The 26,641-nt window shown below is 42.6% G+C and carries 26 protein-coding genes and 1 pseudogene; 15 read left to right on the forward strand and 12 right to left on the reverse strand.

Annotation, left to right across the window (positions count from 1 at the left end; all coding sequences use genetic code 11):
• Positions 1-146 precede the first annotated feature (146 nt).
• The 11 genes from NYR30_RS11450 to NYR30_RS11500 all read left to right on the forward strand — a co-directional run bounded on the left by NYR30_RS11450 (position 147) and on the right by NYR30_RS11500 (position 9,184).
• Positions 147-569, forward strand: coding sequence for a sigma-70 RNA polymerase sigma factor region 4 domain-containing protein (locus NYR30_RS11450; protein WP_002586616.1), 423 nt, complete (start codon positions 147-149; stop codon positions 567-569).
• Positions 562-774, forward strand: coding sequence for a helix-turn-helix domain-containing protein (locus NYR30_RS11455; protein WP_002586615.1), 213 nt, complete (start codon positions 562-564; stop codon positions 772-774). The genes NYR30_RS11450 and NYR30_RS11455 overlap by 8 nt, the downstream gene beginning before the upstream one ends.
• Positions 775-1,295: 521 nt before the next feature.
• On the forward strand, positions 1,296-1,694 hold the full coding sequence (locus NYR30_RS11460) for a plasmid mobilization protein (protein WP_009259638.1): 399 nt from the start codon (positions 1,296-1,298) through the stop codon (positions 1,692-1,694).
• A complete protein-coding gene (locus tag NYR30_RS11465; protein ID WP_025653849.1) occupies positions 1,666-3,393 on the forward strand; it encodes a relaxase/mobilization nuclease domain-containing protein in 1,728 nt (575 codons plus the stop codon). Before NYR30_RS11460 ends, NYR30_RS11465 begins: the two co-directional genes overlap by 29 nt.
• Positions 3,394-3,403: 10 nt before the next feature.
• Positions 3,404-3,769, forward strand: a complete 366-nt coding sequence (locus NYR30_RS11470; protein ID WP_430827680.1) for a cysteine-rich VLP domain-containing protein — start codon at positions 3,404-3,406, stop codon at positions 3,767-3,769.
• A gap of 76 nt (positions 3,770-3,845) precedes the next feature.
• A complete protein-coding gene (locus NYR30_RS11475; RefSeq protein ID WP_258553999.1) occupies positions 3,846-4,637 on the forward strand; it encodes a replication initiator protein A in 792 nt (263 codons plus the stop codon).
• A complete protein-coding gene (locus tag NYR30_RS11480) occupies positions 4,634-5,476 on the forward strand; it encodes an ATP-binding protein (RefSeq protein ID WP_009259634.1) in 843 nt (280 codons plus the stop codon). Before NYR30_RS11475 ends, NYR30_RS11480 begins: the two co-directional genes overlap by 4 nt.
• Before the next feature lie 14 nt (positions 5,477-5,490).
• Positions 5,491-5,679, forward strand: a complete 189-nt coding sequence (locus tag NYR30_RS11485) for a transposon-encoded TnpW family protein (RefSeq protein ID WP_009259633.1) — start codon at positions 5,491-5,493, stop codon at positions 5,677-5,679.
• 111 nt (positions 5,680-5,790) lie between these two features.
• On the forward strand, positions 5,791-7,410 hold the full coding sequence (locus NYR30_RS11490; protein WP_009259632.1) for a recombinase family protein: 1,620 nt from the start codon (positions 5,791-5,793) through the stop codon (positions 7,408-7,410).
• Positions 7,411-7,511: 101 nt separating this feature from the next.
• A complete protein-coding gene (locus NYR30_RS11495; RefSeq protein ID WP_302502487.1) occupies positions 7,512-7,937 on the forward strand; it encodes a zinc-binding dehydrogenase in 426 nt (141 codons plus the stop codon).
• Between the two features lie 89 nt (positions 7,938-8,026).
• Positions 8,027-9,184, forward strand: a complete 1,158-nt coding sequence (locus NYR30_RS11500) for an iron-containing alcohol dehydrogenase (RefSeq protein WP_066421790.1) — start codon at positions 8,027-8,029, stop codon at positions 9,182-9,184.
• Between the two features lie 208 nt (positions 9,185-9,392).
• Here NYR30_RS11500 and NYR30_RS11505 read toward each other — a convergent pair whose 3' ends face one another.
• The 3 genes and pseudogenes from NYR30_RS11505 to NYR30_RS11515 form a co-directional block, all read right to left on the reverse strand.
• Complete coding sequence (locus tag NYR30_RS11505) at positions 9,393-10,010, reverse strand: hypothetical protein (protein ID WP_066112056.1); 618 nt, start codon at positions 10,008-10,010, stop codon at positions 9,393-9,395.
• Between the two features lie 94 nt (positions 10,011-10,104).
• A complete protein-coding gene (gene nagE, locus NYR30_RS11510; RefSeq protein ID WP_066112059.1) occupies positions 10,105-11,580 on the reverse strand; it encodes an N-acetylglucosamine-specific PTS transporter subunit IIBC in 1,476 nt (491 codons plus the stop codon).
• Between the two features lie 215 nt (positions 11,581-11,795).
• Positions 11,796-12,947: pseudogene (locus NYR30_RS11515) on the reverse strand (MBL fold metallo-hydrolase).
• Between the two features lie 271 nt (positions 12,948-13,218).
• Here NYR30_RS11515 and NYR30_RS11520 point away from each other — a divergent pair.
• Positions 13,219-13,374: a type 2 periplasmic-binding domain-containing protein gene (locus NYR30_RS11520; RefSeq protein ID WP_156536714.1), complete on the forward strand. Its 156-nt coding sequence runs from the start codon at positions 13,219-13,221 to the stop codon at positions 13,372-13,374.
• Between the two features lie 18 nt (positions 13,375-13,392).
• On the opposite strand, the gene NYR30_RS11525 is transcribed toward NYR30_RS11520, so the two are convergent.
• Positions 13,393-14,253, reverse strand: a complete 861-nt coding sequence (locus tag NYR30_RS11525; protein ID WP_066112062.1) for a YicC/YloC family endoribonuclease — start codon at positions 14,251-14,253, stop codon at positions 13,393-13,395.
• Positions 14,254-14,280: 27 nt separating this feature from the next.
• Positions 14,281-15,639 carry a CDP-diacylglycerol--serine O-phosphatidyltransferase gene (gene pssA, locus NYR30_RS11530; RefSeq protein WP_066112065.1) on the reverse strand — a complete coding sequence of 453 codons (1,359 nt, stop codon included), beginning with the start codon at positions 15,637-15,639 and terminating at the stop codon, positions 14,281-14,283.
• 142 nt (positions 15,640-15,781) lie between these two features.
• Between pssA and NYR30_RS11535 the strand changes: the two genes are divergently transcribed.
• The 3 genes from NYR30_RS11535 (at position 15,782) to NYR30_RS11545 (ending at position 19,538) form a co-directional block, all read left to right on the forward strand.
• Positions 15,782-16,780 carry a TrmH family RNA methyltransferase gene (locus NYR30_RS11535; protein ID WP_066112068.1) on the forward strand — a complete coding sequence of 333 codons (999 nt, stop codon included), beginning with the start codon at positions 15,782-15,784 and terminating at the stop codon, positions 16,778-16,780.
• A gap of 160 nt (positions 16,781-16,940) precedes the next feature.
• A complete protein-coding gene (locus NYR30_RS11540) occupies positions 16,941-18,056 on the forward strand; it encodes a factor H binding protein domain-containing protein (RefSeq protein WP_302501218.1) in 1,116 nt (371 codons plus the stop codon).
• Between the two features lie 57 nt (positions 18,057-18,113).
• The gene (locus NYR30_RS11545) at positions 18,114-19,538 is read left to right on the forward strand and encodes a surface lipoprotein assembly modifier (protein ID WP_302501219.1); all 1,425 of its coding nucleotides are present in this window, start codon (positions 18,114-18,116) and stop codon (positions 19,536-19,538) included.
• 33 nt (positions 19,539-19,571) lie between these two features.
• Here NYR30_RS11545 and dnaE read toward each other — a convergent pair whose 3' ends face one another.
• From dnaE to NYR30_RS11580, 7 genes are all read right to left on the reverse strand, one after another.
• Positions 19,572-23,045, reverse strand: a complete 3,474-nt coding sequence (gene dnaE, locus NYR30_RS11550) for a DNA polymerase III subunit alpha (protein ID WP_066421788.1) — start codon at positions 23,043-23,045, stop codon at positions 19,572-19,574.
• Between the two features lie 89 nt (positions 23,046-23,134).
• Positions 23,135-23,389, reverse strand: coding sequence for a BolA family protein (locus NYR30_RS11555; protein ID WP_066108789.1), 255 nt, complete (start codon positions 23,387-23,389; stop codon positions 23,135-23,137).
• An 8-nt stretch (positions 23,390-23,397) separates the two neighbouring features.
• Complete coding sequence (locus NYR30_RS11560; protein WP_066112080.1) at positions 23,398-23,736, reverse strand: STAS domain-containing protein; 339 nt, start codon at positions 23,734-23,736, stop codon at positions 23,398-23,400.
• 1 nt (position 23,737) lies between these two features.
• Entirely contained in the window at positions 23,738-24,385 is a 648-nt protein-coding gene (mlaC, locus tag NYR30_RS11565) for a phospholipid-binding protein MlaC (protein ID WP_066112083.1), read from the reverse strand.
• A gap of 21 nt (positions 24,386-24,406) precedes the next feature.
• Positions 24,407-24,910, reverse strand: a complete 504-nt coding sequence (gene mlaD / locus NYR30_RS11570) for an outer membrane lipid asymmetry maintenance protein MlaD (RefSeq protein ID WP_066112086.1) — start codon at positions 24,908-24,910, stop codon at positions 24,407-24,409.
• Between the two features lie 32 nt (positions 24,911-24,942).
• On the reverse strand, positions 24,943-25,713 hold the full coding sequence (gene mlaE, locus NYR30_RS11575; protein ID WP_414146307.1) for a lipid asymmetry maintenance ABC transporter permease subunit MlaE: 771 nt from the start codon (positions 25,711-25,713) through the stop codon (positions 24,943-24,945).
• A gap of 11 nt (positions 25,714-25,724) precedes the next feature.
• Positions 25,725-26,519 (reverse strand): ATP-binding cassette domain-containing protein, encoded by a 795-nt coding sequence (locus NYR30_RS11580; RefSeq protein WP_066421784.1) that lies wholly within the window; start codon positions 26,517-26,519, stop codon positions 25,725-25,727.
• Positions 26,520-26,641 lie beyond the last annotated feature (122 nt).

Raw genomic sequence — 26,641 nt, forward strand, 5'->3', positions numbered from 1 at the left:
AACCCAGCCGAGCCAGTCAACGGTCAAGATGAACGGCGCATATGCGCAGCCGTTGACAGCCCCGCCCGCCTTTGCTGGTAGGCAATCAAGGGGCGACAGCAAGAAGTGCCACCGCCCCGCACTATTATTCAGAAAGGGGAATTTCCATGACCGACCAGATAGCCTATCAAGAATATATCCAGCGCAGGTACAACGCCTTTTGCAAGACTGTTATCCGCTGTGCCGCCTTGGACAAGATTTTGAAGCTTAAACGGCAATGGGAACGGCAAGTTTCCCTTGACTATCTGATGAACGAGAAGTTTGTCCAGTTTGCCGCGTCGGAGCCGGACGAGGAATACCCATTTACCGTCTGCGGTCAGACCGTCCTGCTCTGCAACGCCGCCCTTGCCGACGCGATCTCTGTTTTGCCGGAGCAGACGCGGGAAGAAATCCTGCGCTATTACTTTCTGCGCCAGCCGCAGCGCGTGATCGGCGCGTGTATTGGCCGGTCACGCAGCACAGCGGGGCGGCATATCCAGCTTGCCTTGCAGCGGCTACGCGAAGAAATGGGGGTGAGCCGGTATGAGTAGACTTCTCCCCTATGAAACAATCCTCAAAGCCCGTGAGGGCGACCCAGAAGCCGTGAACGCTGTCCTGCTCCACTACGCCGGATATATCCGCTATTTCTCAAAAGTGAACGGGCAGGTCAACGCCGAGGTGGAGGACTATGTAAAGCAGCGGTTAATTGACTGTCAATTCAAGTTCCGGCTTGACGAACCACCGGACAAGTCATAAAAACTGAATACCAGCCGCCACCGACGCGGCCAGCGAAAGCAGTAAGTCTTGAAAAAGATTTACTGCTTTTTTTGTTGTCCGGCTCCGCTCCCGGCCATTTTGCCCCCTGCCGGTTGTAGTAGTAAGCGAGGAGGGAATTTTTCTGCCCTGGTGTTTGGCATTTGGAGCATTTACCCGTAGTAGAGGGCAAAGAGAAAGGATTTCTCCAACACCGGGTAGAAACCACTGCGTCCGGTGTCATTTTAGCGAAAGCGGGCAGGAATGCCCTTTACAGGATTAGTAGTAGCAGAAAAAGAGAAACAAACTTTTGTGGTTGCAGTTTTCCAAAAAAGTGGCGGACGGAAGTGAGAGAAAGTTTGCAGTCACGGAGAGCAAGTTTCTACCACGGTGCCAAAATCCGCAATTCTGCGGTTTTGCCCCTCGCGGGAAACTTGTTGGGGAGTGCCTTCCCCAAACCCTGCTATGCGGCTTGCGCCGCTTATCCCCGCCGCGCTCATGCGGCAAGAAAGGAGGTCACGACCATGCGAAAGAAATACAACACACCCCACCGCAGCCGCGTTGTGAAAACCCGGCTGTCCGAAGATGAATACGCCGACTTCACAGCGCGGCTTGCGCCCTATGGTATCAGCCAGTCGGAATTTCTCCGGCAGGCGATACGGCGCACGACCATACGCCCCGTTATCCATGTGTCAGCGGTCAATGATGAACTGCTTTCCGCTGTTGGAAAGCTGGCCGCCGAGTACGGCAGGATCGGCGGCAATCTCAATCAGATTGCCCGGTATCTGAACGAGTACGGCGCACCTTACAATGCGCTGTCCGGCGAGGTGCGCGCTGCCATAGCCGACCTTGCCGCCCTCAAGTATGAAGTCCTCAAGAAAGTAGGTGACGCGGTTGGCAACACTCAAGCATATCAACTCTAAAAATGCCGACTACGGAGCCGCCGAGCAATACCTGCTTTTTGAGCATGACGAGTTTACCATGAAGCCCGTCCTTGATGAAACCGGCAGGCTTATCCCCCGCGAGGACTACCGGCTGTCCACACTGAACTGCGACGGGGAGGATTTTGCCGTTGCGTGTATGCGGGCAAATCTCCGATACGGAAAGAACCAGCAGCGGGAAGATGTAAAAAGCCACCACTATATCATCAGCTTTGACCCACGGGACGGCCCGGACAATGGCTTGACCGTAGACCGGGCGCAGGCATTGGGGGAGCAATTCTGTAAAGAGCATTTCCCCGGCCACCAAGCCCTTGTATGCACCCACCCGGACGGGCATAACCACAGCGGCAACATTCATGTGCATATCGTTATCAATTCGCTGCGGATAGAGGAAGTGCCGTTCCTGCCCTATATGGACAGGCCAGCCGATACAAAGGCCGGTTGCAAGCACCGCTGTACCGACGCAGCCTTGCGCTACTTCAAGTCCGAAGTCATGGAGATGTGCCACCGGGAGGGGCTTTACCAAATCGACCTCTTGAACGGCAGTAAGAACCGCGTGACCGACCGGGAGTATTGGGCGCAGAAAAAAGGACAGGCCAAGCTGGACAGGCAGAACGCCCCCATGATTGCAGGCGGTATCACGCCCCGGCAGACCAAGTTTGAAACGAACAAAGAGAAGCTGCGGCAGACCATACGGAAAGCCCTTGCCACCGCCGCCAGCTTTGACGAATTTTCCTCTCTGCTGCTGCGGGAGGGCGTGAGCGTTAAGGAGAGCCGTGGGCGGCTTTCCTACCTCACGCCGGACAGGACGAAGCCCATTACCGCCCGGAAGCTGGGCGACGACTTTGACCGCGCCGCTGTCTTTGCCGTTTTGGAGCAGAACGCCGCCAGAGCCACAGAAAAGGCCGCAGCCATACCCGAATACCCCCGGCATGGGAAAACCGGCATACAGCCTACAAAAGCCCCACAAACCGCCCCGAAACTCGTCGGCGCAAGCTCCATATCCTTCGCTTCCCCGCAAGCGGGAAAGCTCACTCATTCCGCTGCTTCTCCTCTCCCCGCAAAGCCAGACGGCTTTGCGGGGGCCCCAAGTGTGCAGCGGCTTGTGGACATTGAAAAGAAGCTGGCCGAGGGCAAAGGCCGGGGCTATGAACACTGGGCGAAGATACACAATCTGAAGCAGGCAGCCAAGACGCTGAATGTGTATCAGGAATACGGCTTTACTTCCCCGGAGCAGTTAGAAGCCGCTGTTGATACCGCCTATCAGGAAATGCGCCAGACCAGCGGCGAACTGAAAGCACTGGAAACCAAGCTACAAGGGAAAAAGGAGTTGCAGCAACAGGTACTTGCCTATGCCAAGACCAAGCCCGCCCGTGACGGGCTGCGGGCGCAGAAATCGCAGAAAGCCCGTGACGCATACCGGCAGGCAAACGAGAGCGATTTTATCATAGCCGACGCAGCCGCCCGGTATTTCAAGGCGCATGGCATTACCAAGCTGCCCGCCCGGAAAGCGTTGCAGGCCGAGATCGAGCAGCTTATCTCCGAGAAAGACGGCCTGTATAACACCTATCACGAACAGAAACAGCGGTTCAAGGAGTTGCAGACCGTCAAGCGGAACATCGACCAGATTTTGCGCCGGAACGAGCCGCACCGCAGAAAGGAGCAGAGCCATGAGCGATAAGTTACCGAGAATGGACTACCGCCAGCATCGGCGGGCGCGGCGGCTGGTACATGAGTGTTGTAACTACGACGAGGGAAACTGCCTGCTGTTAGACGACGGGGAGCCTTGCGTGTGCGTCCAGAGCATTTCCCTTTCCCTCATGTGCCGCTGGTTCCGTGTGGCTGTTCTGCCCCTTGACGGGGAACTGGCCGCAGCCCTCTTGCACCGAGGGAGCCGGAAACGCTGCGCCGTCTGCGGGGCGGCATTTGTCCCCAAATCCAACCGGGGGAAATACTGTCCCGGCTGCGCCGGACGCATGAAGAAAATCAAAGCCGCCGAGAGAAAGCGGAAACAAAGGCAGAAATGTCACGCTTTAGAGCCTTTCAAACCCGCATAAATCAAGGCTTTTTTCGTGGGTGTCAAAGGGTACGCGATACATTTATCCTTTTCCACCGGAAACGCCGTTCTAAGGCGTGACAAAACGCCAAAATCAACCCGAAACACAGGGAGGTGATACTATCGCTGATTATATCATGGCAGACACGCCGCTGCCTATCTATCTGCCCTACCCCCGTTTCCTGCTGAAAATGGAGATTTCCCAGACCGCCAAGCTGCTGTATTCGCTGCTGTTAGACCGTTCCACACTTTCCCAGAAGAACAAGTGGCAGGACGACGAGGGCAGGATATATATTATCTATCCCATCGCGGAGATAGCCGAAATACTGGATAAGGGCAGCACCACCATAAAGGGGGCGCTTAATGAACTGGACATGGCGGGGCTGCTGGAACGGGAACGGGGCGGCTTCTCCGCACCGAACCGCCTATATGTGAAAGTGCCGCGTGTGCCACAGGTACAGTTTTCCGACCAACTGATGGCCGGAAATCCGACCCTCATAGAGCCGGAAAACCGTCCTACTGATGGTCAGAAAACCGACCTTATGATGGTCGGAAAACCGTCCCCTAACCAAACTACTATAAACAACCTTACAGAGAGCCAAACAATGGGAGTGAGTGGGGAGCCGCCCGCGCCCTATGGCCGATACCAGAATATTTTTCTGTCGCAGACCGAATACGACGAGTTGCAGGCAGAGTACCCCGACAGGTTGGAACGGTTCATCGAGGAAATGAGCCGCTACCTTGCCGCCAACGGGAAAAGTTATCAGAACTATGCCGCCGCCCTGCGGATATGGGCGGGGAACGACAAAAAGAAAGCCCCGAAAAAGGGCATACCAGACTACTCATGCAAGGAGGGCGAGAGTTTATGAAGAACGAAATCAACGCTGTTTTGGAGAATATGACGGCCACCACCCCGGAGCCGGAGGACTACACCGGCGAGGACGGTTTACTGTACTGCGGCAAGTGCCGCAAGCCGAAAGAAGCCTATTTTGCGCCGGATAAGGCTGCTATCTTTGGCCGTGACCGCCACCCGGCAGAGTGCGACTGTCAGAGAGCCGCCCGCGAGGAACGGGAGGCCGCAGAGAAGCGGCGCAGGCACCTTGACACCGTGGAGGAACTGAAACGCCGGGGCTTTACCGACCCCACCATGCGGGACTGGACTTTTGAGAACGACAACGGCAGAAATCCGCAGGCCGGGATTGCCCGCCGGTATGTGGAACACTGGGAGGATATGCGAGCCGACAATATCGGCTGCCTGTTCTGGGGCGGCGTGGGAACCGGGAAAAGCTACCTTGCGGGCTGTATTGCAAACGCCCTCATGGAGAAAGAAATCCCCGTCCACATGACGAACTTTGCCCTTATCCTCAACGACCTTGCCGCCAGCTTTGAGAACCGCAACGAGTACATTTCCCGCCTTTGCCGCTATCCGCTGCTTATCCTTGACGACTTCGGCATGGAGCGCGGCACCGAGTATGGATTGGAACAGGTTTTCAATGTGATTGACAGCCGTTACCGTAGCGGCAAGCCGCTGATCGTCACGACCAACCTCACGCTGGACGACCTGCGGAACCCGGAGGACACCGCCCATTCCCGGATTTATGACCGCCTGCTTTCCATGTGCGTCCCGGTACGCTTTACCGGCGACAACTTCCGGCAGGAAACCGCGCAGCGGAAAATGGAGAGCATGAAGAAACTGATTACCGACTGAAAGGAGTATTGCCTATGGCAGATAGACAGCAGCACGACACCCGCACCACCCGCCGCCCCGACTGCGTGACGGAAATCCGCATGGGCAATTCCGTCCTTGTCGTGTCCGGCTATTTCAAGAAAGACACCACGACCACCGCCGCCGACAAAATGGCGCGGGTACTGGAAGCGGAAGCCGCTGCTACACAAAAATCGGCAATTTGACAAATCATAAAGAAGCTGATTTTACACTTTTGCCGCTATACAGCCCGCCCTATTCCGTGGTACAATGAAACCACGGAATAGTGGGGCTGGCTGTCGGAAACGGAGGATTTTATGTTAAGACAAGCCACCCAAAACCTCATTACCGCCCTTTATCCGAGATTGTCCCATGAGGACGAATTGCAAGGCGAGAGCAATTCCATATCGAACCAGAAAAGGATTTTGGAAACCTACGCCAAGCAGAACGGCTTTACCAATCTGCGCTGGTACACCGACGACGGCTTCTCCGGCGCAAACTTTCAAAGACCCGGTTTTCAAGCCATGCTTGCAGACATTGAAGCCGGGAAAGTGGGTACGGTCATAGTCAAGGACATGAGCCGGTTAGGGCGAAACTACTTGCAGGTAGGGTTTTACACGGAAATGCTGTTCCCCCAAAAGGGAGTGCGTTTTATCGCTGTCAACGACAATGTGGACAGCGCAAACGGCGGCATGGACAACGATTTTACCCCTCTGCGAAATCTGTTCAATGAATGGCTGGTGAGAGATACGAGCAAGAAAATCAAGGCAGTAAAACGAGCAAAAGGCATGAGCGGCAAGCCTGTTACCAGCAAGCCGGTCTATGGCTACCTCATGGACGAGGACGAGAACTATATCGTTGACGAGGAAACCGCGCCGGTTGTCCAGCAGATATACCAGCTTTGCCTTGCCGGGAACGGACCGACCAAGATTGCCCGTATGCTTACGGAGCAGCAAATCCCCACGCCGGGGACGCTGGAATACCGCAGGACGGGCAGCACCCGCCGCTACCACCCCGGCTATGAGTGCAAGTGGGCGACGAACACCGTCGTGCATATCCTCGAAAACCGGGAGTACACCGGCTGTCTGGTGAACTTCAAGACGGAGAAGCCCTCTTACAAGGTCAAGCACAGTGTAGAGAACCCCGTGGAGAAGCAGGCCATTTTTGAGAACCACCATGAGCCTATCATAGACCGGGAAACATGGGAGCGCGTGCAGGAGTTACGCAAGCAACGCAAACGCCCGAACCGCTATGATGAAGTGGGGCTGTTCTCCGGTATGCTGTTCTGCGCCGACTGCGGCCATGTGATGTACCAGCAGCGGTATCAGAACAAAACCCGCAAGCAGGACTGTTACATCTGCGGCAGCTACAAGAAGCGCACCCGCGACTGTACGGCGCACTTTATCCGCACCGACCTGTTGACCGCCGGTGTCCTCTCCAATCTCCGGCAAGTAACGGAATATGCCGCCAAGCATGAGAGCCGCTTTGTGAAGCTGCTTATCCAGCAGAACGAGATCGGCGGCAAGAGAAAGACCGCCGCAGCCACCAAGCAGCTTGAACAGGCGCAGGAGCGCATTGCCGAAGTGAGCCGCATTATCAAGCGGCTGTATGAGGACAATGTAAACGGCAAAATCAGCGACGAGCGTTTCATGGAACTGTCGGCAGACTATGAGCAGGAGCAGCGGGAACTGAAAGACCGCGCCGCCGCTTTGCAGGCCGAACTGGACAAGTCGCAGGCCGCCACCGTCAACGCGGAAAAGTTTATGGGTATCGTCCGAAAGCACCTTGCCTTTGAGGAATTGACCCCCACCCTCTTGCGGGAAATGATTGAAAAAATCGTCGTGCATGAGTGCAGCTATGACGAGAACGGCACCCGCAGGCAGGACATTGAGATTTATTACAGCTTTGTCGGCAAGATTGACTTGCCCGAAGCCTAACGCCCGACCTATCCGACACAATGGCCAAGTGCCGGATAGGAACGGCAAAATTTTTTACACTTCTATTACTTCTTTATCGCACATAAGCAAATGCACTCGGAATTAAACACGCAATTGCCACTGAAGATACTAACTGGATGGCTCAAGTAAAAAACTTAGTTGCAAATGGTAATTTAGTTGCAGGTGTCGATTCAATAGGTGGGAAAGCCAGTTTTGAAATGGCACAAGTACTAAGTCCTCAAGCAAACCTTATCTCTTTTGGCACTATGAGTGGGGAACCAATGCAAATAGCTACAGAAGATTTAGTATTCAAACAAATCGTTGTAAAAGGTTTTTGGGGAAGTTTAGTTAGCCAATCTATGAGTACAGATACAAAAAAACGTCTATTTAATGAATTATTTGAGCAAGTTCTATCGGGAAAAATTTCATTACCTGTTGATGCAATTTTTAGCTTAGATGATATTAAAAATGCAATTAGTGCGAGTTTACGAGCCGGCAAGCAAGGAAAAGTACTTATTAGAGGATAAACGTACATGGTATAACTCACCTATCTAGAATAATAGTTGTTATTCTAATTTCCTTACCTCAATTTCATGATCGTAAAAAAGGAGTGTTTATGAACAATTTTATGTTGCATCTACCGACAAAAGTCTTATTTGGCGCAGGACAAATCACCGCGATTAAACAACAAATTCCTACTGGTGCAAAAATATTAATGACTTATGGCGGTGGCAGCATTAAGAAAAACGGTGTCTATGATCAAGTAAAACAGGCATTAAGTGATTTTGAAGTTATCGAATTTTCAGGTATCGAACCTAATCCACAATTCGATACTTTAATGAAAGCAGTACAATTGGCACGTCAAGAAAAGATCACCTTTTTATTAGCTGTTGGCGGCGGTTCAGTGTTAGATGGTACAAAATTTATTGCGGCAGCAATTCATCATCAAGGTGATGAGTGGGAAATTGTGAAAAGTCATGGACAAGTGATTACCCAAGCCCTACCAATTGGCGCAGTATTAACATTGCCAGCAACGGGTTCAGAAATGAATGGGAATGCCGTAGTAAGCCGTAAAGCAACCCAAGATAAATTGGGCTTATTTTCTGTATATGTGAAACCACAATTTTCTGTATTAGATCCGACCACCACTTATTCCTTACCGCCTAAACAAACCGCTAATGGGGTAATTGATGCGTTTGTGCATACTTTTGAGCAATATATGACCTATCCAGTTAATGCGAAAATCCAAGATCGTTTTGCTGAAGGGGTATTTTCTACTTTAATTGAAGAAGGTCCAAAAGCTTTGGCTGAACCAGAAAATTATGATGTTAGAGCGAATATTATGTGGGCGGCAACCATGGCTCTAAACGGTATTTTAGGCGTTGGTGTACCACAAGATTGGGCTTCTCATGCGATTGGTCACGAATTAACAGCACAATATGGTTTAGATCATGGTCAAACATTAGCTATTGTTGTGCCAGCAATTATGTGGCATCAACGTGAAAATAAAAAAGCCAAATTAATCCAATTTGCTCAACGTGTTTGGGGTTATCACGATAATGACGAAGCAGAAGGTGTCAAAATTGCGATTGAGAAAACTCGAGCTTTCTTTGAACAAATGGGTACACCAACTCGCTTATCTGCTTATGGTATTGATGACAGTCAATTCCCAACTGTTTTGCAAAAACTAGCAGAACATCGCCCAGATAATCTTGGCGAACATAAAAATATTGATATAAAAGCAGCTGAAGAAATTTTACGTTTGGCGCTTTAATCTAAAACTTGGCTTAATGGACAAAAATGTGGGATTTTTTGCACATTAAGCCAATAAAAATCCTGGTATCTTAAAAACAATTCTTATCGGAGAACTTTAAGACTATTCTTATCAAAAAAATCAGTATATGCTGCTGCACTCAATAATGCTCTATCTCTTTGTTTTTGCTGCTCACTCATTTTGTATCCTCTTTTATTTATCTATTTATTTAAAAGTTATATTGATAAGACATTAGATTTAACTTATGTGAATTGCTTACATCACATCCTATACCACCACGCTCTGCATATAAAATTTTATAAGATCCTATTACATCTTTAGCACTTAAAAGCGCCCTCTGTAACTTTGTATCATAAATAAGCCAATAATAAGTAATCCAAGTATCCAAGTAATTTTCTTCACTTGTATAAAAAGCTATGCTAGAAGTTAGATTTATTCTCCTAAACTCATATGTACGATTATTAAACTTTATCACTTGAGGAATGGTTTGTTTTTCAAGATCTGTTAATTGATAACCTGACTTAAATAAACTAGAATATTCTTTCTCATCTTTTATTGGTTTTAATTGTTCAATTCCCCGTTGTTTTTGCCACTCTTCCACTGACATCAACACTTTAGTTGTATCTCCAGCGATAGCGCAACGTATTGGGGTAGTAACTTCCGCAAGGATCCAATCATAAGTAGCCAATAGAAACAATATCAGTAAAAACACACAGCATACGTGATTAAGACTCGAGCAAGTTTCAGCAGAACCGAAATCTGAATCAGGATTTGAAGAACTCTCATCCTTATAACGTTTATCTATTTTCTTTAATGGACGATTCATACCTGCTATTCCTATAATCCAAAATACATATATATAAAAAATCACCTTATTGGTAGCTGCCAATAAGGTGATTACTCAACATATTAAGAGAGAATTAGAGTTTCTTCATTTCATCTGCGACAAGTTCTGCTTCTGGTCCAAGAATTACTTGTAGCGCATTATCACCTAATTTGATATTGCCTTTAGAACCTAAGGCTTTTAATTGAGCTTCATTAATTTTATTACGATCTACTAAAATCAAACGTAAACGTGTAATACAAGCATCAATTTCTTGAATATTTTCTTTACCGCCAAGTGCAGCAATAAAGCTTTTCGCACGTTCTCTTTTAGCTTCTGCACTCACTTCTGGTGCCGCACTACTTTTTGTGATCACACTATCATCTTTTTCATCATCACGTCCCGGTGTTTTTAAATCAAACGCTTTGATTACTGCACGGAACAATACATAGTAAATTCCTGCAAATACCACACCTTGTACAATCAACATATACCATTGAGTTGCTAATGGGTTACGAGATGATAATACTAAGTCCACTAAACCTGCACTGAAACCGAAACCTGCAATCCAATGCATTGTCGCTGCGAAGAATACTGAAATCCCTGTTAATAACGCATGAATTAAATAAAGCACTGGCGCTACAAACATAAATGAGAATTCAAACGGTTCGGTTACTCCAGTAAAGAATGAAGATAATGCCGCCGCAAACATAATAGAACCAACCAATGCTTTTTTCGCTGGTTTCGCACTATGATAAATAGCTAATGCCGCTGCTGGTAAACCAAACATCATAATAGGGAAGAAACCAGCTTGGTACATACCTGTTTGACCAAGAATTGCTTTACCTTCTGCTAAAGATTTCGCACCACCTAAGAAGTTAGGAATATCATTAATACCAGCGACATCAAACCAGAATACGGAGTTCAACGCATGGTGTAAGCCAACAGGAATTAATAAACGGTTAAAGAAGGCATAAATACCCGCACCGACTGCCCCTAAACCTTGAATAGATTCACCGAAGCTAACAAGTCCGTTGAAGATAACTGGCCATACATAAAGCAATACGAATGACACTAAAATCATCACAAAAGAAACAATGATTGGTACCAAACGTTTACCACTAAAGAACGCTAATGCTTGATGTAGTTCAACTTGTGAGAAACGGTTGTAAAGCTCAGCAGAAATAATACCGACTAAAATACCGATAAATTGGTTATTAATTTTGCCAAATGCTGCCGGCACTTGATCAAGTGGAATACCTTGTAATTGCGAAACTGCGCCCGGAGAGAGCAAAGTCGTTACCACTAAGTAACCAACCAAGCCAGACAACGCAGCTGAACCATGTTTGTCTTTAGATAAACCGAATGCCACACCCACAGCAAAGAGTAATGACATATTATCAATAATTGCAGCACCAGATTTAATCAATAACGAAGCTAAGGCGCTATTGCTACCCCAACCATCTGGGTCAATCCAATAACCGAATCCCATGAGGATTGCGGCTGCCGGTAATGCAGCAACAGGCACCATCAATGCCCGACCGATTTTTTGTAAATACGAGAGAGTACTCATAATGAAATCCTTACAGAAAAGTTTGATACTAAGGATGGGTTAATTTTTGCCAACCGAGTCTAGTATAGAAAGGGATATATTATAAGTAAAATAAAGATTATAAGAATTGTGATAGCGATCACCTTACTTTCTAAAAAAAAATGAAGTAACACTTCAGAACATGAACTTCATTCTTTAAAAATCAATCTGTTACAATTTTTTGTTACATCAAAAAACTATTTCACCATTCGCCACCATTTTTCTTGGAATTTTGCTGCTTCACTAAGACGGTAAGTTTCACCTATTTTAGGTGTCACAATAAGGAAAGGTGCCTCTTTTGCTGCCGTTAAGTAACGTTCTATTGGTTCTTTCCATGGATGAAAAGCTAAATCATATTTCGCCCAATGGATTGGCATTACTGTTTTTGCGTGAAGATCGATTGCCGCTTGATAAGATTGTTCTGGTGTCATATGAATCATTGACCAAGCTGCATCATAGGCGCCATTCTCGACCATTGCTAAATCAAACGGCCCATATTGTGCGCCAATTTGTGCAAAATGCTTACCGTAACCACCATCACCACTAAAAAAGAGTTTATGTGTTGGCGTTTGAATCACCCAACTTCCCCATAACGTTTTAGTTTCTTTCCCTCATTTACGCCCACTAAAATGGCGGTTTGGGGTAAAGATTAAATTGATATCATCTAAAGCCGCGCTCTCATACCAATCTAATTCCGTAATGCGAGACTTCTCTATGCCCCAACGTTGCAAATGCGCGGCAACACCAAGTGGCACATAAAAATGTTTCACTTTATTAGCAATCTCTTTAATCGCCTGATAATCCAAATGATCGTAATGATCATGAGATAAAATCACTGCATCAATCATTGGCAGATCGGCAGTTTTTGGTGGATATTGAACAGGAAAAGGCTTACCGCCAAGAAAAATAGGTGAAGCACGACAAAAAACTGGATCAGTAATTAAGGTTTTTCCGTTTATGTGCAGCAATATATTGGAATGTCCCAGCCAAGTAACCACAACATCATTAGCAATATCAGCAGTCATTTTTTGTTGATCTAACGGCATACTCGGTAATGGCTCACTCGGTACTTTCCCTTCAGGCGGAAACACTACCGAAGATAACCAAGCCCAGATCGTCCGTTTTGATTCACCAGGAACACTTTGTATGCCTAATGCTGTTGGTTCTAAATTGACAAAGATACCATTTTTAAAATTAGGAGAATGGGCAATTTTAGCTTCACTTTCAGCATCTGGGTCGCCACCAAATACTGGTGCGAAAGATAGAAAGGCTTGTACACTCACAAAAAGTATCACACCAATAATTAATATCCATTTCAAAAACCAGAGTACACTTAGTTTTGCCAACATTACTTCCCCTATATTTATCCTCTTATACTGCTATTACTATAAACTATTTCAGCTCTTTTGATGATCCACTGCATAATATTGTTCATCACTTACCAATTGAACTGATCGCCCATCAAACTATCGCCTTACATCTGCCCACTTATGGTGGTTTATTATCTTGGAAATTTCCCGATCCTAAACAACCAAATAAGATCGTTAAAGTACAACCAGTGCTAATAGCACAGCAATTCTTTATCCAGTAGCACTTAGTGGATAAGGTTTAATTTGGACGATGCAAGAACAGGTTATGGATGATATTAAGAGTGGGCGATTAATCGAAGTGTTACAAGATTGGCGAATGGTCTATCAAGGCTATCACTTGTATTATCCCAATCGCCGCGCAAATGATGCTTTGTTTACTGCATTTGTAGAAGCAATGCGTTTATAAAGAATAGTGCATCAAGCACTATTCAATATTTTGTACCTGCTCCCGCATTTGTTCAATTAACACTTTTAATGTTACTGCCGAATTAGTAATTTCAGTATTAATTGATTTAGAAGCAAGCGTATTTGATTCTCGATTTAACTCTTGCATCATAAAATCTAAACGACGACCAACCACACCGCCTTTTTGCAGGATATTAGTGGTTTCTTTAATGTGCATTTCTAAACGATCCAATTCTTCTGCAACATCGACACGTTGTGCCAACAAGATCATCTCTTGTTCTAAACGTGTTGGATCTAGCTGTAATTGCACTTCCTCAAAGCGTTGTAAAATACGCTCACGCTGCCACTGCAACACTTCAGGCATTTTTTGACGAACAAAGGCAACTTCTTGCCCCACTCCTTGCAAACGAGAAAGAATCGCTTCAGCCAATTTCTCTCCTTCTCTGGCTCGCATGGCAATGAAATCATTTAATAATGTATTAAAACCAGCCAAAATCGCTTGGCTAATCAAATCTAGATCAACGCTAGGATCATCCACCACACCTGGATAACGCAACACATCAATTGGATTAATTTCACCCTCTTTTAATTCGCTTTTTATCCTGCGCAAAGAGTCAATCACTTGGGAAGCTAACGCCTGATTTAAATTTAACCCTACATTACTATGACTTAATTCAACACGAAGGCTACATTCAACCTTACCTCTTGATAAACGCTGACGTAACACTTCACGCAAGTTATTTTCTAAACTGCGAAATTGTTCAGGTAATCTAAAAAAGGTTTCTAAATAACGCTGATTAACCGAACGAATTTCCCAAACGGCACTCCCCCACTCGGCTTGAATTTCATGGCGAGCAAAGGCTGTCATACTATAAATCATGATGATATCTCTTATAAAAGCTAATAATTACAAAATCATTTTGACTAAATGGTCAGCTTTAATCCGTTCAAAACGGCGCAACACTTTTTGCGCTGGAGCTGGATAGCTACTTGGTTTGTCCAGTTGCTGGTAACTGGTTAAAACGGTGGTATAAGTACGAATTTCCGCCAACTCAATACACATTTTTTCGGTCAAAGTATGCTGCGGATCATGTAGCAACAAGCCATTTTCGGCATCTAAACGCCACGCACGTGGATTTAAATTATTTCCCGTCAATAAGATATAGTTATCGTCCACCCACACACCCTTAAGATGGTAACTATTCTCACCATCTTTCCACAAACGAATGGTTAGTTGTTGGTTTTCAATAAACTCCATAAAACGCTTCGCAAATTGACGCAGATTTTTCTCATAAAGATAAGGTAACGCACCTGCCAATTTAAACGGCTCTGATGGTGGAATATAAAAGTCATTTGCGGTTTTATCACCAACAATAATTTCCACTTTTTTACCTTCGTGCAATAAGGTACGAATACGATGTTGCAACGAGCGTGGGAAATTAAAATATGGCGTACAGATCGTGAGTTTCTTCTGCGTGACCGTAAATAAAGCCTCAATGGCTTTATTTAATAGATTATTCTTGCCTAAACCAAACAGTGGTGTCGCTGTTAATTGCTCCGTTGATAAATGCTGATTGGTACGACATGGATATTTCCCTGTCAGCATAAAATTTCGACGAAATGAACGAATTGCCGGTCGTAACTCTTTGGTTGGTTTACGAGTTTGATCTAAACGATTTACCGCACAAATATCATTCAAATGTTGTTGAATAAAATCCACCATACAATCAGCTAATGCCGCATCTGTAATGACTTGATAGCGGTCATAACGATAACGATCTAATTGATGCAAATAAACATTGTTAATACTGGCGCCGCTGTACAGAATCGTGTCATCAAAGATAAACCCTTTAATATGCAATACACCAAAAATCTCACGAGTATTAATTGGTACACCATAAACAACTACATCATCAAAACCATATTCCTGACGCATTTGTGCATACCAATCCGCGTTACTTTGACCTTGTTCTTCACCAATTCTGCCACGTTGTGCACGATGCCAATCAACAAAGATTTTTACCTCTAATTGTGGATGGCGCTGTTTCGCTTGATAGATTGCTTCTAGAATTTCCTGCCCCGCTTCATCTTTTTCCCAGTATAAAGCAGTGATATAAATTCGTTTTTCAGCTTGTTGAATAAGTTGAAGAATTTTTTGTTTAAACGCCTTTGCTGATGGAAGGATCTCAATTTGTGATTGATTTAATTTAAATGCAGGCAAACGAGTTAATCTTCTTTGAGCACGTTCTAATCTTGATAATAGCATAATTCAAAAAATGGTTACACAATTCTTCTGCGGAACTGCTTTTGTATGAAATGCTTAAGTTTACAATTAATTGTTAATACATCTCAACTGTTTCAGTTATAATGTGCGAAATTTTCCGATCAACCAATCTACATAAAATCCAATGAATAAAAAACCTGTTTTTCAAGAAAATAAATTCCGTTATAATGACAAAAACAAACGCCAATTTGGCAAACAAAAACCACGTTTTTCAGATAAACCTCGTCGTGAAAGAAATGATCGTATCGTCGAAAAACCTTCTATTGGGGGTGGTAAACAACAAATTACTGCGCATAAAGCAACTACTGTAGGTGAGGGCGAAGTTAAAGTAAGAATCAAAGCGGCTAATCAAAGCAAAGAGAAAAAAACTGGTCCATTATCGCCACGCGCTCCTGAAAAGATCCGCCAAAATCGTGCAGAAGAAGTTAAAGTTTATGGCGAACTCGCGTGCTTAGCTTTATTTGAACACCGCCCGCAAGATATTGTGCGTTTATGGGTAACGCAAGAGTTAAGTAAAAAAGCTGGCGAAATGATGAGCTATTTAGCCGAAAATAAAAAGGCTTATCACGTTGTTAAAAATGATGAAATGCAACGTGTCACAGGTACAGAACATCATGGCGGAATTTGTTTATTAGTAAAAAAACGCCCACCACTAAGCCTGACAGGTTATTTAGAGATTCCTCGCAAACAAGATTGTATTGTGGTGTTAGAGGGGGTTGGTAATGCGGCGAATATCGGTGGTATATTAAAGACCTTAGCTTTTTATGGTGTACAAAATCTTGTTACTGACAATATCGATCTGGTACAAAGCCCAGCGGCAATGCGTGTTGCTGATGGCGGTATTGAACATATCCGTTTATTTGAAACTGAACACGCTACGATTGCCCTCGATCAATTACAACAAGCGGGTTATCAATTAGTGAGAGCAAGTTTAGCAAAACAAGCCACCCCGCTTAATCAAGTTAAATTTGCTGATAAAGTCGCAATTATTTTGTCAGAAAATACGCTGAAAGATTTAGATGACAAAGCGACCAATGTACAACTTTCTCAATCTAATCCACTTGCTACAGGTTTAAATATCGCGGTTGTCGCTGGTGTGTTGTTAGCGAAATGGTATTTTTAACCAATAATTTTTATCTTCATTCAATATTAGGAGAAATTTATGTCATACACCAAAATTACCTTAGCCTATTTATGTCTTAGTTTAGCTGCTTGCAGCTCTGGAGGGGGGGGGTAGTACATCTCAAAACGCCACCGAACAACAAGAACATAAACTGCAAGAATTGCAAGAAAAATTAGCCAAAGCAGAGAAACAAAATGAGTTATTAAATAGCCAAAAATCTGATATTGAAAAAGAACTCAATGAACAAAAACAAACTCTTGAACAACAAACTGCACATTACAAAAAATTGCAGGATGAACAAAAAGCGATTGACGCAGATTTAGCAAAAGCTAAATCTGATTTAGAACAACAGAAACAAACTTACAACAAATTACAAGATGATAAAAATACAACCGACATTGAATTAGAAAAAGCAAAATTAGCTTTAGCAGAAAAGGAGAACGCTTACAAAACACTCGAAACACAAAAATCTGCCATTGAAACAGAACTAAACTCTGTAAAAGAGAATTTAGCTTCTCTCAATCAAAATGCAGCAGCATGGAATGTTATTAATCTCAAACTCAGCGAGCTTTTAACAACACCTGGTGAATTAGAAACACCATCATTTAAAAAAGAAGAAGATAATTCTTATGCCGTCAGAATAACCAAACAACTTAATCCACAAGATTTAAATAATGGGTTGTACAAACGCCCTGCAATATCAATGACATCAGGTGATAGTGGTGATGGTATTATGGCTGGCGATTATTATATTTATAAACAAACTTTCTCCACCATTTATGCCTACAATTGGTTAGCTGGTTCAGAATCCGGGAAAAATAAAACTGCCAGTACCCTTCCTCGTGGAGGCTCATTTAGAATAAGTTATTTTGATAACAATAAGCTAACAACTGATATTCCTGATAAAGGACAAGCAACTTATCGAGGTGAAAGCTTTAATGCTGATAATAAAGGGAAACTCGAATATACCGTAGATTTCAATCAACGCACAGGTTCAGGTAGAATTTATGATCAGGCAAATCACTTACCTGACATTTCTTTAGATTCAGGGAACATTAATGGTTCAAATATTCGTTCTACTGCTTCTATCAATGAAGAACAAGCTGGAATATATCAAGTTAGTTTCTATGGAGATCAAGCACAAGAAATTGCTGGAGAAGTGTATATCGATCGTGAATTGGAAAACGCAGTAAGAACTAATGGTAATACTCAGGCAAAATATGAGGGAAAAGTCAGAGGTGTTGCATTTGGCATAGCTGGAACAAAACAACAATAGGTTCAGATAATGTCGTTGCAGATATGCAGCGACATTTTTTATGCTAGGAAAGAAAAAATGTATCAAGTTACTATTATATTAATACTCACTTTATTACCATTGATCACATTGGCAGAAAAAATCTCTGCAACACAACTGCATCATGAGTTAAATTCGCCAATACAATTTGATATGGTGAAACCTTTGCCACTGCATCCACCAGCTAAACATCTGTTAGATAACATTTATAAATTCAACATTCAGCCAAATCAAACCACTTTAGTCCAACACATCAATCAAGCTATTATGCAAAAACAATGGAATGTGTTAATTGAACTTTTATTGCAATATCAAAAGACAAAAAATTACGATCATGGATTGTTACATTACGCTTTAGCGACCTTTTATTATCATCATCAACAATACAATCAAGCCATTGAGCACTACCAAAAATTACTCTCTCTTCATCCAGATGCAATCTACCCACGATTTGATTTTGCAATAGCCTTATTTAACGATTACCAATACAAGCAAGCTGAACAACAACTACAACACCTACACCCCTTGCTGTCAGGCAATATTCGCAATATTGCTGCACAATATCTCACAGAGATTAAGCAACAACAACGTTGGCAAAGCTATCTTAATTTTCAGTATGTGCAAACGGATAATGTCAATCAAGCCTCAAACGTTGAAACAATTAATTTATATGGCAAACAATTCAGCAAAACGGCTGATAGCCTACCACAAAAAGCACAAGGAATTAGATATGAAGTGGGTATTACTAAACTAATAAACCTAACAGGGCACCATTTTATCCAACCAGAATTGAATTATAACGGTGTTTATTACTGGAATAATCAAGATTATAACGAACAATCACTCTATTTTGGTTTGAGCTACCTTTATCAACAAGCCTTCTCCACTTGGCAAATAACCCCGTTTATACAGCAAAATTGGTTTGGTAATACACGCTATAACTATTTTGTTGGGAATCTATTAAGCTATGCTGTTACCTTAAACTCAAAATATCATTGGCATAACCAATTAAAATATACCCGTAAATTTTATACCGACCCTTTATCAGCTTCTCGCTATAATGGCAGCCAATACGATATTTCCACTTTACTATCATATCCTATCTCATCTCGATGGCTGCTCTTCGCTGGTATCACATTTAATTATGATTTATTAAAAGAAAAGTCCTCTTCATCAAAAAAATGGCAACCAATGGTTGGTATAAAGTATGAAAATAAAAAGTGGGGGTGTAGTTTATCACTTCGCTATACTCAACGAACCTTTAATGCCCCTCACTATTTATTTCAATATGTACGAAAAGATCAAGAATATCAGGTCGATTATGCAATATGGCATCATAAATTATCTTGGCAAGGCTTTCTGCCAAAATTACATTTCCGTTATCAAAATATAGATAGCAATATCCCAGCTTTTTATTCTCGAAAGAATCAAGAATGGTTTATTACTTTAAACCGCAGCTTTTAATTTTTGGAGTAAGCAATAACGATAATGAAATTGCTAACTAAATTCCAACTCAACTTGATCTTCGCCGATAAATTCCGTTAATTCCCCGATTAGGTCATCGTGTGGTGTTACATGCCATTCAATCCCTAATGTCAGCATCGCACGTCCTTTCGGGCTATCATAATAAATATGAACTGGAGTTGTGCCTTGTGCGTATGGCGTAATAATCTGTTTAAAACGTTCAATAAATTGCGGCGTTAATTGCTCTTCTTTTAAGGCAATTGCTAGGCTTTTCACAAATTTTTGCCGCATCTCTTCTAATGTGCTGACATCTCTGCCAATCATTCGAATACCACCAGTGAAGTCATCTGGCATCACTGAACCGCTGACGACTACGATATGATCTTTATGGATTTTACGTTCAAATTCATTTAATGAATCCGTAAATAAAGTAATATCTAAACGTGCCGAACGATCATCTATCGTTAAAATACCGAGTCGATTACCACGTTTAGTTAAGACGGTACGGAAATTCGCTACCAAACCACTTACCGTAACCACTTCACCACGTCGTGTTACGGACACTTCTGCTAAACGGCGACTATAATGAGATAACTCTTTGATATAACGATTAATCGGGTGGCTGCTCAAATATAACCCTAGCGTTTCTAGCTCACCATCCAACACCATTTTTTGCGTCCATTTCGGTGTATTGGCGTAGGCTTGTTCCACCTCTTTTGGCGAGCTGGTTAATACGCCGAACATATCGGTTTGCCCTAACGCTTCATCTTTCGCATATTGATCTGATGCTCTCAGTGCATCTTCTAAATTTAAGGCTATCGCCGCTCGATGTGGTCCTAACTTATCTAACGCCCCTGCCTTGATTAAGTTTTCCAAGGCACGACGATTAATCTTTTTCAGGTCAATTCTGGCACAAAGGTCAAAAACATCTCTAAAGCGTCCGCCTTTCTCTCGTACCTCAATAATATTTTCTATCGCTGCTTCACCCACGCTCTTAATAGAGCCGATGCCATACACAATCTCACCCTTTTCATTAACACTGAAATGATATTTTCCTGTGTTAATATCCGGCGGTACCACTTTAAGCCCCATACACAAGCTTTCATCGTAGAAATTCACCACTTTTTCGACTTTATCCATTTCCGAGGTCATTACCGCTGCCATAAATTCGGCTGGGAAATGCGCTTTAAGCCATAACGTTTGGTAAGAAACTAAGGCATAAGCTGCCGAGTGCGATTTATTAAATCCATAACCCGCAAATTTCTCTACTAGGTCAAAGATTTTCATCGCTAATTCGCCATCAACGCCATTTTTAATGGCACCTTCTTTAAATACCGAACGCTGTTTTGCCATCTCTTCTGGTTTCTTTTTACCCATTGCACGACGCAATAAGTCCGCACCACCGAGCGTATATCCCGCCAACACTTGCGCAATTTGCATTACTTGCTCTTGATACAAAATTATGCCGTAGGTTGGATCAAGGATTGGTTTTAAGGATTCGTGTTGATATTCAGCATCAGGGTATGAAATTTGTTCTTCACCATGTTTACGACGAATAAAGTTATCCACCATTCCCGATTGCAATGGACCCGGACGGAATAATGCCACCAACGCAATAATATCTTCAAAACAGTCCGGTTTTAGACGACGGATTAAGTCTTTCATACCACGTGATTCTAGTTGGAATACCGCCGTCGTTTGCGAATCAAGCAATAACTTAAATGACTTTTCATCATCCAATGGAATATGATGAATATCGATCTCTGGTTTTCCTTCACGACGCATCCGTTCATTAATCATATCCACAGCCCATTGAATAATGGTTAATGTCCGTAACCCTAAGAAGTCAAATTTCACTAAACCGGCATACTCAACGTCGTTTTTATCAAAGTGAGTAACAGGATGCTTCCCTTCATCATCACAATAAATTGGCGAGAAATCAGTAATCTTACTTGGTGAAATTACCACACCACCGGCGTGCTTACCTGCATTACGTGTTACCCCTTCGAGCTTACGAGCCATATCAATCAGCTCTTTGACCTCTTCATCACCTTCGTAAGCCTCGACTAATTTTGGCTCCATATCGAACGCTTTCTGCAACGTCATACCGGGATCGCCCGGAATTAATTTCGCAATACGATCCACAAAACCGTATGGATGTCCTAACACACGCCCTACGTCACGAATTACCGCTTTTGCTGCCATTGAACCAAAGGTAATAATCTGAGAAACCGCATCACGCCCATACATATCGGCAACGTGTTCAATCACACGATCTCGCCCATCCATACAGAAATCGACGTCAAAATCTGGCATCGAAACACGTTCAGGATTTAAGAAACGTTCAAAGAGTAAATCAAATTCAAGAGGATCTAAATCAGTAATTCGTAACGCATACGCTACTAATGAACCCGCTCCCGAACCACGCCCTGGACCAACTGGAATATTGTTATCTTTCGACCATTGGATAAATTCCATCACTATCAAGAAATAGCCGGGGAATCCCATTTGGTTTATTACGTTTAATTCGGTTTCCAAACGCTGATCATATTCACCACGTCTTTGCTTTCGTACTTCTTCATCTGGGAACAGAACCGCTAACCGTTGTTCTAAACCTGTTCTTGCTTTTTGAATCAAAAAGTCTTCTGTACTTAAATCACCTGTTGGAAATTGTGGTAAGAAATATTCGCCTAAACGAATGGTGACATTACAACGTTGGGCAATATAGACACTATTTTCTAATGCTTCTGGCATATCAGAAAATAGCTCACACATCTCTTGTTCACTGCGAAAATACTGTTTTGGGCTATAATTTTTTGGTCGATTAGGATCGTCCAACGTAAAGACATCGTGAATCGCAACACGAATTTCGTGCGCCTCAAAATCATCTTCATGCAAAAACATCACATCGTTAGTCGCCACTAATGGGATCTTATGACGTTCAGCAAAAGCGGCTACTGATTGCACATAATGTTCTTCATCATTACGTCCGGTACGACTAACAGTAAGATAAAAATGATCAGCAAAATATTGTTGATAAAAATCTAAACAGGCTTCTGCGGATACTTGGTTATCACGAAGTAAAAACTTGCCAATATCGCCATTTTTGCCACCAGATAAAAGGATAATGCCTTCGGCATATTCAATTAGCCATTCACGCTCAATAGTTGGATTTTCTTTATAACCACGCTGATACGCTCGTGACAGCAATAAAGTAATATTTTGATAACCAGTATTATTTTTGGCTAATAACGTGAGTTCAAAAGGTTCATCAGGCAACTCTGGTGTATTTACCAATACATCAGCGCCGACTATCGGTTTAATCCCTTTTCCTAATGCAGCACCATAGAAACGCACCAATCCACAAAAGTTGGTGAAATCTGTTAATGCCATTGCCACCATTTGCTGCTTTGCACATTCATCCACCAACGATTTTACTTTGGCTAAACCATTAATCATAGAAAAGTCACTGTGGACACGTAGATGAACAAATTTAGGCGATGACATAATGCTTCCTAATAGTTTGATAATAAATTGAAGAAAAGTAATGCGGTAAGCACATTGTGTTTACCGCATTTTGAGATTGTTAGTCACAATTATAGATTAAAAAAGAGTTTCTCTCTTTTCCATTTCTCTACAGTAAATGTCTTAATCGTTAATGCATGAATTGCATTGGTTGCTAAATGATCCATTAATGGTGCATAGATCATTTGTTGTTGTTTTACTCGAGAGAGATCAGCAAATTTATCACTGACAGCAATCACATCAAAATGTGCATTTTCACCACGCACATAAACTTCATCTAAACCTAATGCTTCTTTTAATAATTGTTCAATCTCTTTTGGTTCCATATTTGATCCTATTTATTGATATATTTTGCTAACCACTCTTTTAATGAAAATAATGCCGCCAAATTTAAACATTGTGCCGGGACATTAATCAACTTAACTTGTTCCACTGGATTTAACCTTAATAATTCCGTTAATAACGCAAACCCAGCTGAATCAATATGACTAATTGCCTCTAAATCCCAGACTATATTTTGGCAATGTTGGCATTCGACATTATTCGCTAATACAAACTGCTGACGTTGCTGCCATAATGGTAACAATGTATGTCGATTTAAAACGCCAACTAACGATACAACGACATTATCCGTCGTTGTATCCAATTGCCAAGTTAGCTTTATCTCACTCATCTTATTTTTTCTTATCTAATGTGATTGGTAAGCTGGCTGATTTTTCAATTTGCGCTGTTAACGCTTCAATACCATCTTTACGTAATACGCCGCTCCATTCATTTTTCTTCGTTTCCACCATACTTACACCTTCTGCCGCCATATCATAGGCTTGCCATTCGTTGGTTTTACTGTTTTTACGCCATTTGAAATCTAGGTTGATTGGTGCAGCACCATTATTTTGTTCCACCACAACTCGAATATTAACAATATTCTTACCCTCTACAGATTTCTCTGGCTCAATAGTCACTTTTTGTTTGCTATAAAAAGTGAGAACTTGCGCATAAGATTGCTCAATAAAATTACCAAAGGCCTTGAAAAAGGCTTCACGTTGTTCTGGTGTAGCAGCTTTAAAATAATTACCTAATACCAATGAGCCGGCATATTTAACGTGCACATAAGGCATTAAATCTTGTCTAACAATCGTGCGTAAATAGTTCGGATTTTGCTTAATTTGACTTTGATTTGCAGTAATATCCGCAAATAATTTATCTGATGCTTGTTGCATCAATTGATAAGGATTTTGCTCTGCCGCCGCAAATAAGCTAGTTAGTAATAAACTAGCTGCTAACAACATACGCATCATATTTTGAGTATAACGTTTTAACATTGTGCTTCTCCTCTTTTATTATTATTTATTTGATTCCGCTGGTTCTGCTGACTCAGCTGACTTTTTATCACCATATAAGAACTGACCAATTAAATCTTCTAAAACCATTGCTGATTTTGTATCAGTAATCTTACTACCCTCTTTTAACATCGGGGTTTCGCCATCATCAAATCCAATATTCAAGGCAATATATTGTTCGCCGAGTAATCCAGCCGTTTTAATGGAGAGCGAACTATTGTCTGGAATTTGGTTATAACGCTCATCAATTCTTAACGTTACTTGTGGTAAATAAGTTTTCGGATCTAATTCAATATCGCTTACTCGTCCAATTACCACACCGCCGATTTTGACCGGCGCTCTGACTTTTAATCCACCTATATTATCAAAAGTCGCAGTCACACGATATGTTTGCGACTCACCAAAACTTTGCACATTAGCAACTTTTAGTCCAAGAAAAACTAATGCAGCAATACCTAACAATAAGAACAATCCAACCCAAAATTCATATTTCACTGTATTTTTCATAAATAATCCTTGTTTATTGCACAATCCTGCAATTAATTTCCACCAAACATTAACGCTGTTAAAATAAAATCCAACCCTAAAACCACTAATGAGGCTTGTACTACCGTTTTGGTTGTTGCTTGACTGATACCTTCTGAAGTTGGTAATGCGTTATAACCATTAAATAAAGCGATCCATACTACACTAACCGCAAAAAATAGACTCTTGATAATGCCATTACCAATATCTTTGCCCCAAACAACAGAATTTTGCATCACTGACCAGAAACTACCACTATCCACACCTTTCCAATCTACACCAACCAGCGAACCGCCCCAAATACCAACTGCAGTAAAAATCAAAGCTAACAATGGCATTGCAATCATTCCAGCCCAAAATCTGGGTGCGATTACACGTCGCAACGGATTAATCGCCATCATCTCTAATCCTGATAATTGTTCCGTTGCTTTCATTAAACCAATTTCTGCTGTTAATGCTGATCCCGCTCGCCCAGCAAACAATAATGCCGTTACTACAGGCCCAAGTTCACGTAAAAGGGATAACGCAACCAACTGTCCTAAGCTGGTTTCCGCTGAAAAATCGACAAGAATCACATACCCTTGCAACCCTAACACCATTCCAATAAACAGCCCTGATAACACAATGATCAGTAATGACTGCACACCTAATACATATAATTGCTTCACCACTAAAGGAAAATTTTTACGAAATTGTGGTTTGCCAACTAATGCACCATATAACATTAACCCAGACTTTCCTAGTGTTCGTATCCAACGCACCCCATGTTGTCCAAGTCGCTCAATAATGCCTATTTTCACTGAAATAATTCCTCTTCATAATCTTCTGCTGGATAATGGAATTTCACAGGTCCATCTGCCTGTCCAGATAAAAATTGAATAACTCGTGGATCTTGACTTGCCCTTAATTGTTCTGGTGTTCCTTCCGCAATAATTTTTTGTTCTGCCACAATATAACCATAATCAGCAATACTTAATACTTCGGTCACATCATGAGAAATCACAATAGAGGTTAAATCTAAGGTTTCATTCAATTTTTTAATCAAATCCACAATCACGCCCATACTGATCGGATCTTGCCCAGTAAATGGCTCATCATACATAATCAGATCGGGATCTAAAGCAATCGCTCTTGCTAACGCTGCTCGTCTTGCCATTCCTCCAGACAGCTCATTTGGCATCAATTCCGCAGCACCACGCAATCCTACGGTTTCTAATTTCATTAATACCATTTTGCGAATAATCGATTCCGGTAAATTGGTGTGCTCCCGAATTGGGAATGCAACATTTTCAAAAGTGCTCATATCCGTAAATAATGCACTGGATTGAAATAACATTCCCATCCGTTCTCTTACTCGATACAACTCTTTAGTTGATAATGAGCAAATATCTTGTCCATCTAATAAAATTTGTCCTTGTTCTGGAATAAGTTGCCCACCAATCAATTTTAAGAGTGTGGTTTTACCAATTCCTGAAGGCCCCATAATTGCGGTAATTTTGCCTTTCTTAATGCTTAAATTCAGATTGTTATAAATCGTCCTTTCACCACGTTTAAATGTCAGATTTTTAACTTCGATAAGAATATCCTGCATCGTATTGTTGCCTTCTTTACGCTATCACAAAGTGATTATTCTAACAGAATATTGCTGCCTGTTGAAAAATAACTCATTTACTGGATTTTATGATATGATCCGCCAGCTAAATTTCTCGAGAA

It is taken from the genome of Gallibacterium salpingitidis, from assembly GCF_030517105.1.
Lineage (GTDB): Bacteria > Pseudomonadota > Gammaproteobacteria > Enterobacterales > Pasteurellaceae > Gallibacterium > Gallibacterium salpingitidis.